A 16348-nucleotide genomic window follows, 5' to 3' on the forward strand; every position below is an offset into this window, starting at 1 on the left:
GCATCCGGACAAAGAACTGCCCGGCTGGTCCGAGGACCGGCCGGGCAGTTCGGGTGATGCTTGGCGCGAAGAGATCAGTGACCGTGGCCGTGGCCGTGACCGGCTGCGGCGGGCTCTTCTTCTTCGGGCTTGTCGACGATCAGCGTCTCCGTGGTGAGCAGCAGAGCGGCGATGGAGCCGGCGTTGGCGAGCGCGGAACGCGTCACCTTGACCGGGTCCAGGACACCCTGGGCGAGCAGGTCGCCGTACTCACCGGTGGCGGCGTTGAAGCCGCTGCCGACCTCGAGCTCCGCGACCTTGGCGGTCACGACGTAGCCCTCGTAGCCACCGTTCTCGGCGATCCAGCGCAGCGGCTCGACGACCGCCTTGCGGACGATCCGGACGCCGGCGAGCTCGTCGCCCTCCAGGCCCAGGCCCTCGTCGAGCACTGCGGCAGCGTGGACGAGAGCGGAGCCGCCACCGGCGACGATGCCCTCTTCGATCGCTGCCCGGGTCGCGGACACCGCGTCCTCGATCCGGTGCTTCTTCTCCTTCAGCTCGACCTCGGTGGCCGCGCCGACCTTGATCACGCAGACGCCACCGGCCAGCTTGGCCAGCCGCTCCTGCAGCTTCTCGCGGTCCCAGTCGGAGTCGGTGCGCTCGATCTCGGCCTTGATCTGGTTGACCCGGGACTCGATCTCGTCGGACTTGCCGGCACCCTCGACAACGGTGGTGTTGTCCTTGGTGACGACGATCCGGCGGGCGGTGCCGAGCACCTCGAGACCGACCTGGTCCAGCTTGAGGCCGACCTCGGGCGCGATCACCTGGGCGCCGGTGAGGGCGGCCAGGTCCTCGAGCATCGCCTTGCGGCGGTCACCGAAGCCCGGCGCCTTGACGGCGACGGAGGTGAAGTTGCCGCGGATCTTGTTCACGACCAGGGTCGACAGCGCCTCGCCGTCGACGTCCTCGGCGATGATGAGCAGCGTCTTGCCCGACTGCACGACCTTCTCCAGCAGCGGCAGCAGGTCCGCGACCGCGGAGATCTTGCCCTGGTTGATCAGGATGTACGGGTCGTCCAGCACCGCTTCGCCACCCTCGGCGTCGGTGATGAAGTACGGCGAGATGTAGCCCTTGTCGAACTGCATGCCCTCGGTGAAGTCCAGCTCGGTGCCGAAGGTGTTCGACTCCTCGACGGTGATGACGCCGTCCTTGCCGACCTTGTCGAACGCCTCGGCGATCAGCGAACCGATCTCGGCGTCCCGGGCGGAGATGGTGGCGACGTGGGCCATGTCGCCCTTGTCGTCGACCGGACGGGCGGTCTCGACCAGCTTCTTCGAGACGGCCTCGACGGCGGCCTCGATGCCCTTCTTCAGGCCCATCGGGTTGACGCCGGCAGCGACGGCCCGCAGGCCCTCGTGCACCAGCGCCTGCGCCAGTACGGTCGCGGTGGTGGTTCCGTCACCGGCGACATCGTTGGTCTTGGTGGCAACCTCTTTGGCCAGCTGTGCGCCGAGGTTCTCGAACGGGTCGTCCAGCTCGACCTCACGCGCGACGGTGACACCGTCGTTGGTGATGGTCGGGGCGCCCCACTTCTTGTCCAGCACGACGTAGCGGCCCTTGGGCCCCAGCGTCACCTTCACCGTGTTCGCGAGCTTGTCGACGCCACGCTCCAGCGCGCGCCGCGCGTTCTCGTCGAACTCGAGGATCTTCGGCATAAAAAACAAGTCCCTCTCTGAGTTTCAACAATGATGCTCGCTAGTCCGGGAACCGACTCCGCTCCAGTGCCGGGAGCCGGCACCGGAGCGGTATCAGTCAGGAAATGCGAGCGATCGTCACTTGGTGACGACTGCGAGGATGTCGCGGGCGCCCAGGATCAGGTAGTCCTGGCCGTCGTACTTGACCTCGGTGCCGCCGTACTTGGAGTAGATGACCTTGTCGCCGACGCTGACGTCCAGCGGGACGCGGTTGCCGTTGTCGTCGATGCGGCCGGGCCCGACGGCGAGGATCTCGCCCTCCTGCGGCTTCTCCTTGGCGGTGTCCGGGATCACCAGGCCGGACTTCGTGGTCTGCTCGGCTTCGAGCGGCGCAACGAGGATACGGTCCTCGAGCGGCTTGATCGTGACCGACACTTGCTGACCTCCACGGTCGAGTTCTTGGTGTGCTCTCAGGGTGCTGCTAGCGGCCGTTGCGCCTCCGCCGTCGCGGGGATCAGAGGCCGGGCCGCTGGCACCCTCGAGTGGAGAGTGCCAACACCGAATCTAGGCCGCGATTAGCACTCGGTCAACTCGAGTGCCAGAATCTCTCCCCCGGCGTAGTGCCCTTTCGATGGCTGTACGACCTGTGTCCGCCCGACCGCTTTCTGCCATCGAGGGCTGGGCGAACCCCACCCGGTCGTGGGACCGTCGTGTCTGTAGGGATCCCGGCCGCCCCGGGACCGACCGCCCGAGGAGACAACCATGGCGCTCCGCCTCCCGTCACTGCCGAAGCTGACCCCTCGCAAAACGGTGGTGATCGCCCTCCTGGTGATCAGCCCGTTCGCGGTCGCCGGTCTCGCCGCGAACGGCGCCCGTCAGTCCTCCTCCGCCCATCCCGGCAACGCGGCCCCCGGCGGCGCAGCGCCCGCAGTAGAGCTCAAGGCCAAGGACGCTGGGGCAGGGAGCGCGCAGACGGACGCGGAGGCAGCAGCGGCCGCCGCGGCGACTCCGCAGTGCCTGTACGCCCGGGTGGTGCCGATCGGCAAGACCGGCTGGGGCATCCCGATGCCGTCGCTGTGGAACAGCCCGAGTACCACCTGCAACCTCATGTACGGCGACGACCCGTTCCGGACCTCCACCCACAGAGGCGACCCGGACACCGCCATCCGGGTCCTCCAGCGCAACCTGAACTACTGCTACGGCTACAAGCTCACAGTGGACGGCATCTACGGCGGCAACACCCGTGCAGTGATCAGAGCCGTCCAGAAGCGCCACAAGCTGGCCGTCGACGGCATCTACGGCCCCAAGACCCGCTCAGCGATGAACTGGCGCCTGTACGCCACCAAGACCAACACCTGGAGCAAGACCTGCTCCAGCCCGCTGTAACCGTTGCAACTTCCTGCAACGAACTATCAGGCGGTCTGCGCAGTCTCAACGAGCAACAGATCCCGGTGGGGGGATCGAAACTCGAGGGGAAGCGTCATGAGATTTCTACGCACCGCCATCACCGTCGGCGCGACGGCCGTGATGGCTGTCAGCGGCGCAGTGGCTGCGACCACGTCGGCTGAGGCCGCGCCGGTCCAGGTCAAGGGGCTGGAGCAGTGTCTGTCGGCGCTGATGAAGCCGGTCGGCAAGGGCTGGGCCGTGCAGGTTCCGGGTGGCTGGGAGGACGTCTCCACCAACTGCAACCTGAAGTACGGAGACATGCCGCGCCGCTACGGCCCGGACTACGTCGGGGACCCGGCATCCGCGATCAAGGCCCTGCAGCGGAACCTGAACTACTGCTACGGCAGCAAGCTCGTCGTCGACGGCAAGTACGGCAGCAAGACCCGCACAGCGGTACTGGCGGTCCAGCGCAAGCACAAGGTCACCGCCGACGGCATCTACGGCCCGAAGACCAGGTCTGCGATGAACTGGCGGATGTACTCGCTCCAGAAGCACGCCTGGAGCAAGACCTGCTCCAGCCCGCTGTAACCGGCGAGGCAGACTGTGCCGGGTGACACCTGACTCGATCTCGCTGTTGCTGGCGCCGGCCGGAGCTGAAGTACTAGCCGAGGCCTGTGCCGGTTTCACGCCTAGGGGCGAGTTGCGGCTGGTCGAGAAGCTCAGACGGCAGTACGACGCTGACGTGGTGACCGCTGCGGTTACCCAGGCGTCGCTGCGGCACCGGGCGGTCGCCAAGTTCGGTGCTGAGGACGCAGCACGCATGTACTTCACCCCGGACGGCCTGGAGCAGGCGACTCGCACCACGGTTGGAGTGCACCGGGCCGCTCGCATCGCTGCGACGCTGCCCGGTGCCACTGTGGTCGACCTTGGCTGTGGGATCGGTGGCGATCTGATCAGCGCCGCACGAGCCGGGTTGAGAGTCACTGGTGTTGAGCGAGACCCCGCTACCGCCTCAGCGGCTCAGGCGAACCTTGCCGCTCTGGGGCTGCCGGGTGAGGTCTTGGTGGGAGATGCTGAGGCGCAGGACTGTTCGGAGTACGAGGTGGTCTTTGCTGATCCGGCGCGGCGGGCGGATGGGAAGAGGGTGTTCGACCACAACGCCTACTCGCCGCCCTGGTCGTTCATCACCGATCTGCTGGCGGGCACTGCCTGCGTGAAGGTCGCCCCTGGCATCCCGCACGAGGCAGTACCGGACGGCGTCGAGGCGGAGTGGGTCAGCGACGCAGGCGAGGTCAAAGAGGCAGCACTGTGGTCCGGCAAGCTCTACGCCGGTACTACGCGCCGCGCGACCCTCCTACCCAGCGGAGCGACAGTGACCTCGGCACCGGAGGTCGACAGCGCGCCGATCGGCCAGTACATCTATGAGCCCGACGGAGCCGTCGTCCGGGCCGGCCTGGTCACCGCAGTGGCCGAAGCCGTCGACGGCTGGCTGCTGGACCCGCGGATCGCCTACGTGAGCGCCGCCACTCTGATCCAGACCCCGCTGGCCTCGGCGTACGAGGTGATCGAAGAGCTGCCCTACAAGGAGAAAGTGCTGCGCTCCTGGGTGCGCAAACAAGGCATCGGGACGCTGGAGATCAAGAAACGCGGCGTGGACTTCGACCCCGCCGTCCTGCGCAAGAAGCTGGCCCCCAAAGGCCCGGAGAGCGCCACGCTGATCGTCACCCGGATCGGCCGAGACGCGGTCGCGTACTCCTGCCGCCGGGTCGTCCGGACCTGACTTGCGCTCACAGTAGATTCGAACATATGATCGATCTCACGAGCGGGCTCCTGGCCGGCTCGCCGACGGACGAGGTGCTGCGTCTGTTGCCGCCACCCCGGCCAGGAGCCCGCCACTAAGCGCCCGGCTAGAAGCGACCGACGACTCGCAGGGTCAGGCGGGCCTTGGCGATGTCGAGGATGCCGCGCAGGGCGCTGTCCGAGTGCTTCGAGTGCGGCAGCGGGTCCACCTGATCGGAGTCGAGGCTCGGGTTGTGGGTGGTACCGGCGGCGAAGTCTCGTACCAGGGCGTTCCAGTCCGGGCTGCGCTGGAGCATCGTGTGGTTCTCGTCTGCCACCGACAACAGCGCGACCGGTACTCCGGAAGCCCGCAACCGCTTGGCGTAGGCGGCGGTCTGCGCCGGGTCGGTGATCCGGTCGGCCGTGCCGTGGGCGAACACGACGGGTCCACGCAACTGCATCAGCGGCTCGCCGTCCGGCAGCCACGGCGCGAGCGCCAGCACACCGTCGACCAACCGATGGTTGCCCGCAGCAACGATGGCGCGTCCGCCCATCGAATGTCCGATCAGCACCACGCGGGTGATCCGCTCCGGCAGCCGGTCGAGCACCGCCCGAAGGTCAGCCGCCGGATCAGCGTCGGCGCCGTTCCACCCTCGATACCGATAACGCATCAACCCAACAGCAGCACCCGGAGCACCACCATGGGCAGCCAGGGCGCCGGCACGGGCGGCTCGAGCGAAGGGCCACATGCGCAGGATCGCTGGCCGCCAGGCGCCCGCCGGCTCGCGTGAGTTCTCCTCGCCACCGTGCGCCAGCAACACGAGCGACGTCGCATCAGCCGGCGCCACCAGCAGGTCGATCCGCGGAAAGCCCGCAGCCGAACTCACGAGCTGCTGCCGCGCGCAGAGCCGGACGCGGCAGAGGACGTGGCAGCCCCGGAAGCGGCAGAGACGGTGGAGGTGGCTGCCCCGGACGCGGCGACGGCGGGCGCGGCAGCCGGCTGACCGCCGTACAGCGTGGCTGGGTCTTGTTGCACCACCAGCATCCGGCTCGGGTCTGGCAGGTCGCCGAAGCCGTATGACCGGTACAAGTCGTGCGCATCAGCCGTCGCCAGCATCAACCGCCGCAGGCCACTCAACTCCGGGTGCTCCAGCAGCGTCGACACGACGAACTTCCCGAGCCCATGACCCCGATGCGACTCCAGCACGAACACATCCGCGATCCACGCGAACGTCGCCCGATCCGTCACCGCTCGCGCGTACGCCACCTGCGCGCCGGCCTCGTCGTACACCCCGAGATTCAACGACCCGGCGATCGCCCGCTCCACCACATCCCGCGGCACCCCCGGCGACCAGTACGCCGTACGCAGGAAGCCATGCACCACATCGACATCGATCCGCGCCGCATCGTCGTCGGCGACGAATCCGCCGTCGTGCTGCCACCTCACGAGTTCAGCACCGTCGTGATCGGCATCGACGAATCGGCCGGCAACCCCAACGGCGACGGCGCCTTCCCGGCCCGGACGAGCTCCGAACCCAACGCGGCCACCATCGCCCCGTTGTCCGTGCACAACCCTGGCCGCGGAACCCGTACCGCGATCCCTGCCGCCGTGCACCGTTCCTCAGCCATCGCCCGCAACCGCGAGTTCGCCGCGACGCCGCCGCCGATCAACAGATGCTCATAGCCACGGTCCTTGCAGGCGTCGATCGCCTTGCGCGTCAGCACATCGCAGACCGCCTCCTGGAAGGCTGCGGCGACATGGTTGATCGGTACGTCCTCGCCATCACGCCGCTTAGCCTCGACCCAGCGCGCGACGGCGGTCTTCAAACCGGAGAAGGAGAAGTCGAAGCGGTGCCGCTCCAGGTCCTTCTGGCTGGTCAGCCCGCGCGGGAACTTCACGTAGAGCGCGTCCCCACCGTCCCGTGCCGCCTTGTCGACATATGGACCTCCGGGGAACGGGAGTCCGAGCACCCGCGCGACCTTGTCGAACGCCTCGCCGGCCGCGTCGTCGATGGTCGAGCCCATCGGCTCGACGCCGACCGTGATGTCCTCGACCGCGAGTAGCGATGAATGCCCGCCGGAGACGAGCATCGCGATCGCGCCCTTGGGGATGTCACCGTGTTCGAGGGTGTCGACGGCGACGTGCGCGGCGAGGTGGTTCACGCCGTACAAGGGCTTCTCGAGCGAGAGCGCGAGCCCCTTCGCGGCCGCGACGCCGACGAGCAGCGCGCCGGCCAGGCCGGGGCCGCTGGTGACGGCGATCGCGTCGACGTCGGTCGGTTTGATCCCGGCCGTCTCGCAGGCGCGGCGGATCGTCGGCACCATCGCCTCGAGGTGCGCACGGCTGGCGACCTCGGGAACGACGCCGCCGAACCGCGCGTGCTCCTCGACACTGGAGGCGATCGCGTCGGCGAGCAGCGTCTGCCCACGGACGATGCCGACCCCGGTCTCGTCGCACGACGTCTCGATCCCGAGGATCAGGGGTTCGTTCTCACTCATGATGCCTTCTCCCGCCACTGCATGATCACCGCATCCTCGCCGCCGGCGTAGTACCCGCGCCGCCGGCTGATCTCCTCGAAACCGTAGCCGCGGTACAGGGCCCCGGCCGATTCGTTGCCCGCAGCAACTTCGAGGAGCACCGTCCGGCCGCTGCATCGCTGCAACGCGGCCGTCATCAACTGTCCACCGATCCCGGTACGCCGCTCCGCCGGCCCAACCGCAATCCGCAGCAGGTCCACCGGGTCCTCGACGACCGACGGCACCAGCAGCACGACGTACCCAACGGCACCCCCTTCGTCCGCGACCAGGATGACGCGATCCTCGGACAGGCGCTCGAACTCCGTCATCCAAGCGACCGTACTCCACGTCATCAGCCCGAAGCACACCTTGTCCAAGGCAACCAGAGCGGGCATGTCGTCCGGTGTTGCCGCCCGAATCGCAGGTCTCATTTGTATTGTCGCGGGGATGCCCCGCCTTTGAGGGTGGGGAGCCGCGACTGCCTCCCTTCGGAGATCGGGGATTGTCGGTCCCGGCTGATTGGGTAGGCGTTATGTCCCGGTTCCGGATGTACCCGACTCCCCCGCAGGGGCGTGCGTTGCTTGAGCACTGTCGGCATGCTCGGTACGTATGGAACCTGGCGCTTGAGCAGTGGGCAATGTGGACTCGCGACAAAGGCCCGACGCCGAACTTCGTTGGGCAGTGCCGGCAGTTGACTGAGACCCGAGCCTCTTTCGGTTGGCTGCGCGCAGGGTCGCAGACTGTGCAGCAGCAGGCGTTGCGGGACTTCGACCAAGCACTCAAGAACTTCTACGGCGGTACCCACCGGCGACCGAAGTGGCGCAGAGCTGGGGTGAACGAGGGGTTCCGTATCGTTGGCGGTCAGGCGTCCCGTGTGGTGAAGCTCAGTCGGAAGTGGGCCGCGGTCAATGTGCCGAAGGTCGGCTGGGTGCGGTTCCGGCTGTCGCGTGCCGTGCCTGCTGCGAGGTCGTACCGGGTCACCTGCGATCGAATGGGTCGATGGCATCTCGCGTTCGCCGTGGTCCCGCCGCCGATTCCCGCACCTGGTACCGGCGAGGTCATCGGTGTGGATCGCGGCGTCGCCGTGTCGGCGGCATTGAGCACAGGTGAACTTCTGTACTGCCCTGCTTCGTCGGAGCGTGAGCGGGAACGACTGAAGCAGTTGCAGCGTCGGTTGAGCCGTTGCCGTCGTGCCTCCAATCGGCGCCAGCGCGTTAAGGCCGCCATCGCGAAACTGTATGCCCGCACCGGTGACCGTCGTAAGGATTGGGTCGAGAAGACCAGCACCGACCTGGCGCGACGGTTCGATGTCATCCGGGTAGAAGACCTTCGTACTGCCCAGATGGTCAGGAGACCCAAGCCGAAGCCCGACCCCGACCGACCAGGCGGGTTCCTGCCGAACGGTCGGCGCGCCAAGGCAGGGCTGAACCGGGGCATCCTGGCCAACGGCTGGGGTGATCTGATGAAGCGACTGGAGCAGAAGGCGGCCGGACGAGTCGAGAAGGTCAAGGCTGCGTACACGTCGCAGACCTGTAGCGTCTGTGGGTATTGCGCGTCGGAGAACCGTGAGAGCCAAGCGGTGTTCCGGTGCACGGCCTGCGGATATCGGGCGAACGGTGACGTGAACGCGGCAGTCAACATCGCGGCCGGACGGGCCGTCAGCGCACGCCGAGAGACGCCGCCACGGGTCTCGCCGAAGCGTGAACCTCAACTCGCTACCTCTGTGTAGTGGTTGGAATCCTCGCCCCTTGAGGGCAGGGAGGACGTCAATTCGGCAGCACGCTTTTGGGTCCAGCGGACATGGTGACATCCGGGCGGCGTAGGTAGAGCGGGTCGGGGGCGACGATCGGCAGCGTGCCGGTCGCGACTCCGAGAGCCAGTACCTCGGCCGACGGGTACTCGATCACGTCGGTCGTCTCGAGTCCCAGCGCCTCGCCGTACAGGACAGCCCCACGCCCGATCACCGGCAACCCGGCCAGCACGTGCGCAACCTCAGCCGGCTTGTCCACCGCGGGCCCTTCGAGTCGCCGCCGGCTGCCGTCCGCCGCCGGACCGTCGTACAAGGCCCAGTAGATCTCCTTGCGCCGAGCATCAGTCGCCACCGCGACCGGCAACTGCAAAGACGACTGCCGAGCCAGCACATCCAAGCTGCAAACCCCGGCAACCTCGATCCCCAGCACCTCACCCATGGTCCGGGCAGTCACCAACCCGACCCGCAACCCGGTAAACGGCCCCGGCCCAACCCCCACCGCGATCTTCGTCAACTCCCGCGGCGACACACCGGCAACGGCCAACGCCTCGGCAATCGCAGGAGCCAGCAACTCCCCGTGCCGCAAAGCATCAACGGTCGAAGACGACGCGATGGTCGCCCCCGTCACCGGGTCGGCAAGAGCGACGGTGACAGCCGCACTGGACGTATCAAAGGCAAGCAGCATCAGTTCTCCTCAAGGGCCGGCGCCGTGAGGTGGATGCCGACCTCTGCCCAGCGGGGTCCGGCTGGGGTGATTCTCAAAGCCCGGGTTTCGTCGGTGTCGTTGTCGCCTCGGGTGACCACGATGTCTAGGCGGTCGGGGGCTAGGGACTCGGCTAGGCCTTGGCCCCATTCGACGACGGTTACTGCTTCTTCTAGGGAAGCGTCCAGGTCTAGGTCGTCCAGTTCGGCGAAGCCGCCTAGGCGGTAGGCGTCTACGTGGACCAGGGCCGGGCCACCGGACAGAGACGGGTGGACTCGGGAGATGACGAAGGTTGGGGAGGTGATGTCGCCTCGGACCTTCAGGCCGGCGCCCAGGCCTTGGGTGAAGGTGGTCTTGCCTGCGCCTAGGTCGCCGGAGAGGACCAGTACGTCGCCGGCGCGCAGTTGACCCGCGAGCTCCTCGGCGATGGAGCGCATGTCGTCGGCAGTGGGAACAGTGAGGAAGACCGGCATCGCCTTGGCATAGATGAGGTTCTGCCCCTCACGCGCGACAACCGAATACCCCCGTCGCCGCCAGAACTCAACGGTGTCGGGCAGTTCGACCCGGGCGATCAACCGCACCCGCCGCAACCCACGGGCCCGCGCGGCATCTTCAGCACACCCGACGAGCGCCGACGCCACCCCACGCCCCTGGAAGCGCGGATCCACCGACACCCGGCGTAGGCCGAGCACATCGCCCGACACCTCGAACAGCATCGCCCCAGCCGGTTCGCCGTCGATGCGTACCAGCAGTCCGCCGTACTGCGAGACCGCCGCGCCCACCGTCGACGCGTTCTCCGACAACGCGGTGGAGGGCGGGTCGAGCGTGCGGCGGGCGGCGAAGGCGTGGTGGATCACCGCGACGATCTCGTCCACGTGCTCCGCGGTCGCGTCCACCACGTGCAGGTCGGTCATGTCTGTCCCAGGGCTAGTTCGGCCCGCTCGATCATCCCGAGCAGGGCCGCGGTGAACTCACGATGATGCTCGATCAGCCCGAGGTGCCCGCAGTTCGGCACCTCGACCAGTTCCGCTCCCGGCACGTGCCGGACGATCTCCTCGGAGTGCTCGAACGGTGTCAGGTGGTCGGAGTCGCCACCGATCACCACGCACTCCACCTTCTGCAACGGCTCCAGGGCGTCGTACTCGTTGTGCAGCGCGAAGATCGGGTAGAACTCCGCGATCACCGAGATCGGCGTCGCCGCGATCATCTCGTTGACGAACTCGGTGTACGCCGCCGGTACCTCCGACCCGAACGAGTACTTCCGGGTCAGCAGGTAACTGATGTCCGTACCAGCCTTGCGACTCCGCTCGACCACATCCGGAATCCGCGCCAGCGCCGCCACTGTCGGCGTCGCCAAAGCACGCGCCAGCATGCCCACCCGACCAGGGAAAACGATCGGTACGTCGTCCAGCCCACCCGCGCTCGTCGAGCACAGCCCGACCCCGATCACCCGATCACCGAACAGCTCCGGGTGCTCACCGGCCAGCGCCATGATCGACATGCCACCCATCGAGTGACCGATCAGGATCACCGGCCCGGTCGGCGCGAACTTCTCCAGGATCCCGTACAGATCCCGCCCGAGCTGGTCGATGCTGACGTTCTCCTTGGGCGAGCGCCCCGACCGGCCGTGCGAGCGCTGGTCGTAGAAGACCATCGTGCCGATCCCGGCCAGGTCGCGCCGCTCGAAATGCCAGCAGTCCATGTTCAGCCCGTAGCCGTGCAGGAAGATCAGCGTCAGATCCTCCATCGGCGGCGGCACCTTGCGGCCCAACCGCCGCTTCGGGGGTTCCGGTCGACGCGACCTCTTCAGCGCATCGACCTCGACGTACAGCTCGACCCCGTCATCGGCCGTGAACACATGCGGCGTACCGCGCAGCGAACCGAACGGCTCGGCTTCCAGTTGCGCGCGCTGTCCCGACCGGCGCCCGATCACCTGCCGCTCGACGGCCACGCCGGCGGCAGCACCAGCCGCGAGCACACCGACCGCGGCTCCGATCAGACCGGCAGTGCGTCCTACCTTCGCCATCCCGGTCACCTCCCGCTGTCGACGTACCGGCGGGGGATGCGAGCTCCCAGCCGGGTCACGATCTCGTAGTTGATGGTCCCTGCCGCATCCGCCCAGTCGTCCGCAGTCGGCTCCCCATTGGTACCCGGGCCGAAAAGCACGACCTCGTCACCCGCGACCACCTGGTCGTCCTGGAGATTCACCACGCACTGATCCATGCAGATCCGGCCGACGATGGTACGACGCGCGCCGGCCACCTGAACCGGCGCACCGTTCGACGCGTGCCGCGGCAGCCCGTCACCGTACCCGAGCGGGATCAGTCCGAGCGTCGACGGCCGCGGCGCTGTCCACGTCAGCCCGTACGAAACGCCCGCGCCGGCCGGCACCCGTTTCACCATCGCGAACCGTGCCCGCAGCGTCATCGCGGGCCGCAGCCCCAGCTCCTCCGACGGCAGCGCATGCCCGAACGGAGACAGCCCGTACGTCGCGATGCCAGGCCGCACCAGGTCGAGATGCATCTCCGGCAGCGCCAGCGTGCCACCAGAGTTCGCGATGTGCCGCAGCCCCGGGTCGACCCCGAACGATTCCGCGACCTCGACGGCGCCCAGGAACGTCGCCAGCTGGGCCTCGTTGATCGGGCTCTTCGGCTCGTCCGACGACGCCAGATGCGACCAGATCCCGGCGATCTCGATCCGCCCGGTCTTCACCTCGGCCAGCGCGGCGCGGATCAGGGCCGGCCACTCCTCCGGTACCGCTCCGCCGCGGCTCATACCGGTGTCGATCTTCAGGTGCACCCGGGCAGGCCGCTCGTCGACACCAGCAGCCAGCTCGTCGATCTCCCACGGCGCGGACGCCGACAGGTCGATGCCCGCGGCAATGGCCTGCTCGAGCGGCTCCCCCGGCGTGGTCAGCCAGCAGAAGATCGGCCCGGTGTCCCCGGCCGCGCGCAATTCGAGCGCTTCGTCCAGTACCGCGGCGCCGATCCAGTCCGCGCCGGCCTCTCGCGCCGCCCGGGCGACCGGGATCATCCCGTGCCCGTAAGCGTCGGCCTTCACCACCGTCATCAGCTGCGCGGCACCCACGCGCGCACGCAGCGTGGCCACGTTGTGGCGGATCGCGCCGAGGTCCACGACCGCTTCAGCACGAACCTTCGAGGGGGCTTCAAGCTCTGACATAGCCCTACCAGTGTCCCTCAGGCTTCGTGGATAAGCCTCGGGAGGTCGGCCATGTTGTTGAAAACCTGCGTGGCGGTGGTCAGTTTGGCCGGGTCGGTCATGGCCGTGAAGCCGAAGACCTTCATGCCGGCCGAGTTGGCCGCGGCGACGCCGAGCGGGCTGTCCTCGACGACCACGCAGTCGGCCGGTTTGACGCCCATCGTGGCGGCCGCGTGCAGGAAGAGGTCAGGCGCCGGCTTGCCGTGCGAGACGTCCTCCGAGCTGAAGATCCGGCCCTCGAACCGGTCCCAGAAGCCGACCGTGGTCAGCGCCGTGTGGATCCGCCGGTGGGTACCCGACGACGCCAGGCAGTAGGTGATGCCCTCGGCATCGAGCTGATCCAGCACCTCCCGGACACCGGGCACCGGCTGCAGGTGGGCGAATCCGGCGAAGAGCCGTTCGTGGTACCTGTCCTCGAGATCAGCCGGCAACGGGCCGCCGAGCTTGGCCTCGGCCTTGGTCCGCATCGACGCCATGCTGCCGCCCATGAAGTCGCGGACGGTCTCCTCGAAGGTGTAGGGCAGGCCCGCCTCGGTCAGTAGCTCGGCCAGGATGCCGTTCGCCAGCCGCTCCGAGTCCACCAGCACGCCGTCGTTGTCGAAGATCACCAATCCAGGTCCGCTCACCCGTCGAACCCTACGCACCCATCCACTGCCTACCGTCCCCACCGTGGCGTTTCGGGGGTTATCCCCTCACCTGGTGGGTTGCCACCCCGAAACCACGGGTGGCAACCCACCATCTCGGGGGTTAACCCCCGAGATGGGTGACGAGGTCGGGCGCTACGGGACGTCTACCACCGGGCTGCCGGGGAGGCAGCGGGTCGGCAGCGGGTCGACGTCGCAGCCGGTCAGGATGCGGACGATCTGCGGATCGTGGTCGCTGGCCTGGTCGGAGAACTCCGCGTTGATGTGCACGACACCGTACGAGTAGCCCTTGATCGCGGGGCTGACGGCGATGTGGTCGAGCACCTGCGAGTTGCCGTCGAAGATGTAGCTGTACCGCTGGTCGACGGGCAGCGTGTCGATCAGCGTCTTCAGCGCCGTCCCGTTGCCGGTCAGGGTCGCGACAGCCGGGCTGAACTGGTAGTCGTTCAGGTCGCCCAGCACGATCGCCCGGGCGCGCCCGGCCGACTTGGTGTTGAGGTCCTGGATGAACTGGTTCACCTCGGCGGCCTGGTTCTGCCGCTGTACCTCGCTGCTGCGCACCGGCGGCTGGACCGCGGCCGACAGCGGGTAGTCGCCACCCTTGGAGTTGAAGTGGTTGGCCACCACGAACAGCTGCTTGTTGCCGTCGTACAGGAACTCACCGACGAGCGGCTTGCGGCTGGACGCCCACGCGTTGCTGGTCGGGTCGATCCGGCCCGGCGAGACCGACAGCGAGACCTGGTTGCTGGTCGGACGCGCGCGGACCACCGAGACGGCGGTGTTCGCGTCGCCGCCCGGACGGTCGACGAAGGTGGTACGGGCCGGGTTGAACAGGAACACCTGGCGGATGTTGCCGCCCGGCTCGCCGCCGTCGGTGTCGTTGTTCGGGTTGATCGAGCGCCAGTCGTACGCCGGTCCGCCGGCCGCCTGGACGGCGGCGATGAACTTGGCCACGGTCTGGTCGGCCGCGACCACACCGTTGTCGGTGGCGCCGTTGTTGTCCTGGATCTCCTCCAGCGCGAGGATGTCCGGCGAGCCGAGGTTGCTGACGACCGCCTGGGCCAGCTTCGCGAACTTGGAGTCCGGGTTGGTGGCGGCCAGGTTCTCGACGTTGTAGGTCGCGACGGACAGGTCGCCGGCCTTCTTCGGCGGCTGCACCATCTGCTTCTTCAGGCCGCCGTCGGTGATCGTGCCGAGCTGGGTCGCCATCAGCGCGTACCCGCCGAACGACTGGTAGTCGAGCGGGCCGGTGGTACCGGCGGCCAGGGTCGAGCCGACGTTCGCGGCCGGGGCCGGGACCAGCGAGGCGACCATCAGGCGGCCGCTGTTCTGGTCGTCGTACGACTTGTAGATCGTGCCGCCGCGCGGGGTCGGGTTCTGACCCGGCTTCAGCGTCACCCAGAGCTCACCGAACTCGGTGTTGACCGGGCTGACCAGGCGGGTGCTCTGGTCAAGGGTGATCCGCATGCCCTCGTGCGTCTCCAGCCAGTCGAGCACGTAGCTGTTCGGCTCCAGCGGCTGGGCCTCGAGGCTGCCGGTCTTGGTGTAGGCGTCGGGGAAGGCAACCGGGATCGCGGCCGGCAGCGGGTTGGCGCTGGACAGCTTGATCGTGTTGACCGTGCCGCCGATCTCGGTCAGCGCCTGGGCGCCGGTGGCCGGGCGGAACTCGGTGACCCGGCCGGAGACCAGGACGGAGTCACCGGCCGCGACCGACGGGGTGGTGCTGCCCATGAAGACGAAGACGCCTTCGCTGGTCAGCGGGTCGGCGTCGACGTTCGGGTCCTGGAACCAGAAGCCGCGCGCGGAGCCCGTCGTACGGGTCGCGGTGACGATGCCGGGGACGTTGGTGACGGTCGTGCCGACGATCGCCGAGATCCGGCCGGAGCCCTGGATGTCGTGGATCCGGGTGGTGCCGGGAGTCGGGTCACCAGGATCGCCCGGGTCGCTCGCGCTGACGGTGGTACCGGCGGTATTGGTCACCTTCGGTACGCCGGCGCTGAAGTCGACCGAGTTGTTGTCGGTGTCGATCATCGCGCCGGTACGGGCGTCGGCGACCGTGTTGCTGAGGCCCGGGGCGGCGAGCGTCTCGACGTTCGCCGTGTTGCCGTAGCCGACCAGGTCCTTGACGTTCGGCGCGGTCGAGCAGGTGATGCCGCAGCCGACCATCGGAATCTGGCTGGTGTTAAGGGCGACGACGCCGGAGGTGCCCGACATCGGGATCGCGCCGATCGCGTCCGGCGTCGGCAGCGAGACCGTGCCGCCCTGCCCCGCGGCCTCTTGGACCAGGTACTTGCCGTGGGCCGGGATGCTGCCGCTCAGCGCGGTCATCTGGAAGACGGTGCCGGCGGCGGACGCGTACTGGACGCTCCAGCCCGCGACGCTGACCGGGCTGTCGCTCAGGTTCGCCAGCTCGATGTAGTCGTTCTTGAAGACCGCTCCGGAGTTACCCCCACCGCCGTACACACCGGAGATGACCACGTCGGCCGACAGGGCGTTCGCGGTGCCGGGAAGCCCCACCATCGCCGTGATGACGGCCAGCGGCAACGCCGCCGCCACGATGCGCCAGCGCGCTCTGGAATGTGCCACTTGAATGTTCCCCCACCTAGATCGAATGTGATTCCACCGAGGAGCATGGTGCTACGAACCCAGCCCCGAAACCAGCGTTGGCGACTGTTTG

At 68.1% G+C, this 16348-nt stretch carries 16 protein-coding genes; 4 read left to right on the forward strand and 12 right to left on the reverse strand.

What is annotated here, in order from left to right:
* Positions 1–74: 74 nt before the first annotated feature.
* Positions 75–1694, reverse strand: coding sequence for a chaperonin GroEL (gene groL, locus OHA70_RS05450; protein ID WP_328329209.1), 1620 nt, complete (start codon positions 1692–1694; stop codon positions 75–77).
* Between the two features lie 117 nt (positions 1695–1811).
* Positions 1812–2108 (reverse strand): co-chaperone GroES, encoded by a 297-nt coding sequence (groES, locus tag OHA70_RS05455; protein WP_328329211.1) that lies wholly within the window; start codon positions 2106–2108, stop codon positions 1812–1814.
* Between the two features lie 327 nt (positions 2109–2435).
* Between groES and OHA70_RS05460 the strand changes: the two genes are divergently transcribed.
* The 3 genes from OHA70_RS05460 to OHA70_RS05470 all read left to right on the forward strand — a co-directional run bounded on the left by OHA70_RS05460 (position 2436) and on the right by OHA70_RS05470 (position 4839).
* Positions 2436–3059, forward strand: a complete 624-nt coding sequence (locus tag OHA70_RS05460) for a peptidoglycan-binding domain-containing protein (RefSeq protein WP_328329213.1) — start codon at positions 2436–2438, stop codon at positions 3057–3059.
* A gap of 96 nt (positions 3060–3155) precedes the next feature.
* On the forward strand, positions 3156–3647 hold the full coding sequence (locus OHA70_RS05465; RefSeq protein ID WP_328329215.1) for a peptidoglycan-binding domain-containing protein: 492 nt from the start codon (positions 3156–3158) through the stop codon (positions 3645–3647).
* A 22-nt stretch (positions 3648–3669) separates the two neighbouring features.
* Positions 3670–4839, forward strand: coding sequence for a class I SAM-dependent methyltransferase (locus OHA70_RS05470; RefSeq protein WP_328329217.1), 1170 nt, complete (start codon positions 3670–3672; stop codon positions 4837–4839).
* 127 nt (positions 4840–4966) lie between these two features.
* Here the strand turns inward: OHA70_RS05470 and OHA70_RS05475 are convergent, their stop codons facing one another.
* Genes OHA70_RS05475 through OHA70_RS05490 form a run of 4 tightly spaced genes read right to left on the reverse strand, consistent with a single transcriptional unit; the run spans position 4967 to position 7786 of the window.
* Positions 4967–5725, reverse strand: coding sequence for an alpha/beta hydrolase family protein (locus tag OHA70_RS05475; RefSeq protein ID WP_328329219.1), 759 nt, complete (start codon positions 5723–5725; stop codon positions 4967–4969).
* Complete coding sequence (locus OHA70_RS05480; RefSeq protein WP_328329221.1) at positions 5722–6285, reverse strand: GNAT family N-acetyltransferase; 564 nt, start codon at positions 6283–6285, stop codon at positions 5722–5724. Before OHA70_RS05480 ends, OHA70_RS05475 begins: the two co-directional genes overlap by 4 nt.
* Positions 6282–7337, reverse strand: a complete 1056-nt coding sequence (gene tsaD, locus OHA70_RS05485; protein WP_328329223.1) for a tRNA (adenosine(37)-N6)-threonylcarbamoyltransferase complex transferase subunit TsaD — start codon at positions 7335–7337, stop codon at positions 6282–6284. The genes OHA70_RS05480 and tsaD overlap by 4 nt, the downstream gene beginning before the upstream one ends.
* Positions 7334–7786 carry a GNAT family N-acetyltransferase gene (locus OHA70_RS05490; protein ID WP_328329225.1) on the reverse strand — a complete coding sequence of 151 codons (453 nt, stop codon included), beginning with the start codon at positions 7784–7786 and terminating at the stop codon, positions 7334–7336. Before OHA70_RS05490 ends, tsaD begins: the two co-directional genes overlap by 4 nt.
* 116 nt (positions 7787–7902) lie before the next feature.
* Here OHA70_RS05490 and OHA70_RS05495 point away from each other — a divergent pair, with 116 nt between their 5' ends.
* Positions 7903–9084 (forward strand): RNA-guided endonuclease InsQ/TnpB family protein, encoded by a 1182-nt coding sequence (locus OHA70_RS05495; RefSeq protein WP_328335033.1) that lies wholly within the window; start codon positions 7903–7905, stop codon positions 9082–9084.
* Positions 9085–9121: 37 nt separating this feature from the next.
* On the opposite strand, the gene tsaB is transcribed toward OHA70_RS05495, so the two are convergent.
* From tsaB to OHA70_RS05525, 6 genes are all read right to left on the reverse strand, one after another.
* Complete coding sequence (tsaB, locus tag OHA70_RS05500; protein WP_328329227.1) at positions 9122–9790, reverse strand: tRNA (adenosine(37)-N6)-threonylcarbamoyltransferase complex dimerization subunit type 1 TsaB; 669 nt, start codon at positions 9788–9790, stop codon at positions 9122–9124.
* On the reverse strand, positions 9790–10722 hold the full coding sequence (tsaE, locus tag OHA70_RS05505) for a tRNA (adenosine(37)-N6)-threonylcarbamoyltransferase complex ATPase subunit type 1 TsaE (RefSeq protein ID WP_328329229.1): 933 nt from the start codon (positions 10720–10722) through the stop codon (positions 9790–9792). The genes tsaB and tsaE overlap by 1 nt, the downstream gene beginning before the upstream one ends.
* Positions 10719–11834: an alpha/beta fold hydrolase gene (locus OHA70_RS05510; RefSeq protein ID WP_328329231.1), complete on the reverse strand. Its 1116-nt coding sequence runs from the start codon at positions 11832–11834 to the stop codon at positions 10719–10721. Before OHA70_RS05510 ends, tsaE begins: the two co-directional genes overlap by 4 nt.
* A 5-nt stretch (positions 11835–11839) precedes the next feature.
* Positions 11840–12988 (reverse strand): alanine racemase, encoded by a 1149-nt coding sequence (gene alr, locus OHA70_RS05515; RefSeq protein WP_328329233.1) that lies wholly within the window; start codon positions 12986–12988, stop codon positions 11840–11842.
* Between the two features lie 17 nt (positions 12989–13005).
* Positions 13006–13653, reverse strand: coding sequence for an HAD family hydrolase (locus tag OHA70_RS05520; RefSeq protein WP_328329235.1), 648 nt, complete (start codon positions 13651–13653; stop codon positions 13006–13008).
* A 153-nt stretch (positions 13654–13806) separates the two neighbouring features.
* Positions 13807–16257 carry a lamin tail domain-containing protein gene (locus tag OHA70_RS05525; protein WP_328329237.1) on the reverse strand — a complete coding sequence of 817 codons (2451 nt, stop codon included), beginning with the start codon at positions 16255–16257 and terminating at the stop codon, positions 13807–13809.
* Positions 16258–16348: the final 91 nt, after the last annotated feature.

The organism is Kribbella sp. NBC_00382, assembly GCF_036067295.1.
GTDB lineage: Bacteria > Actinomycetota > Actinomycetes > Propionibacteriales > Kribbellaceae > Kribbella.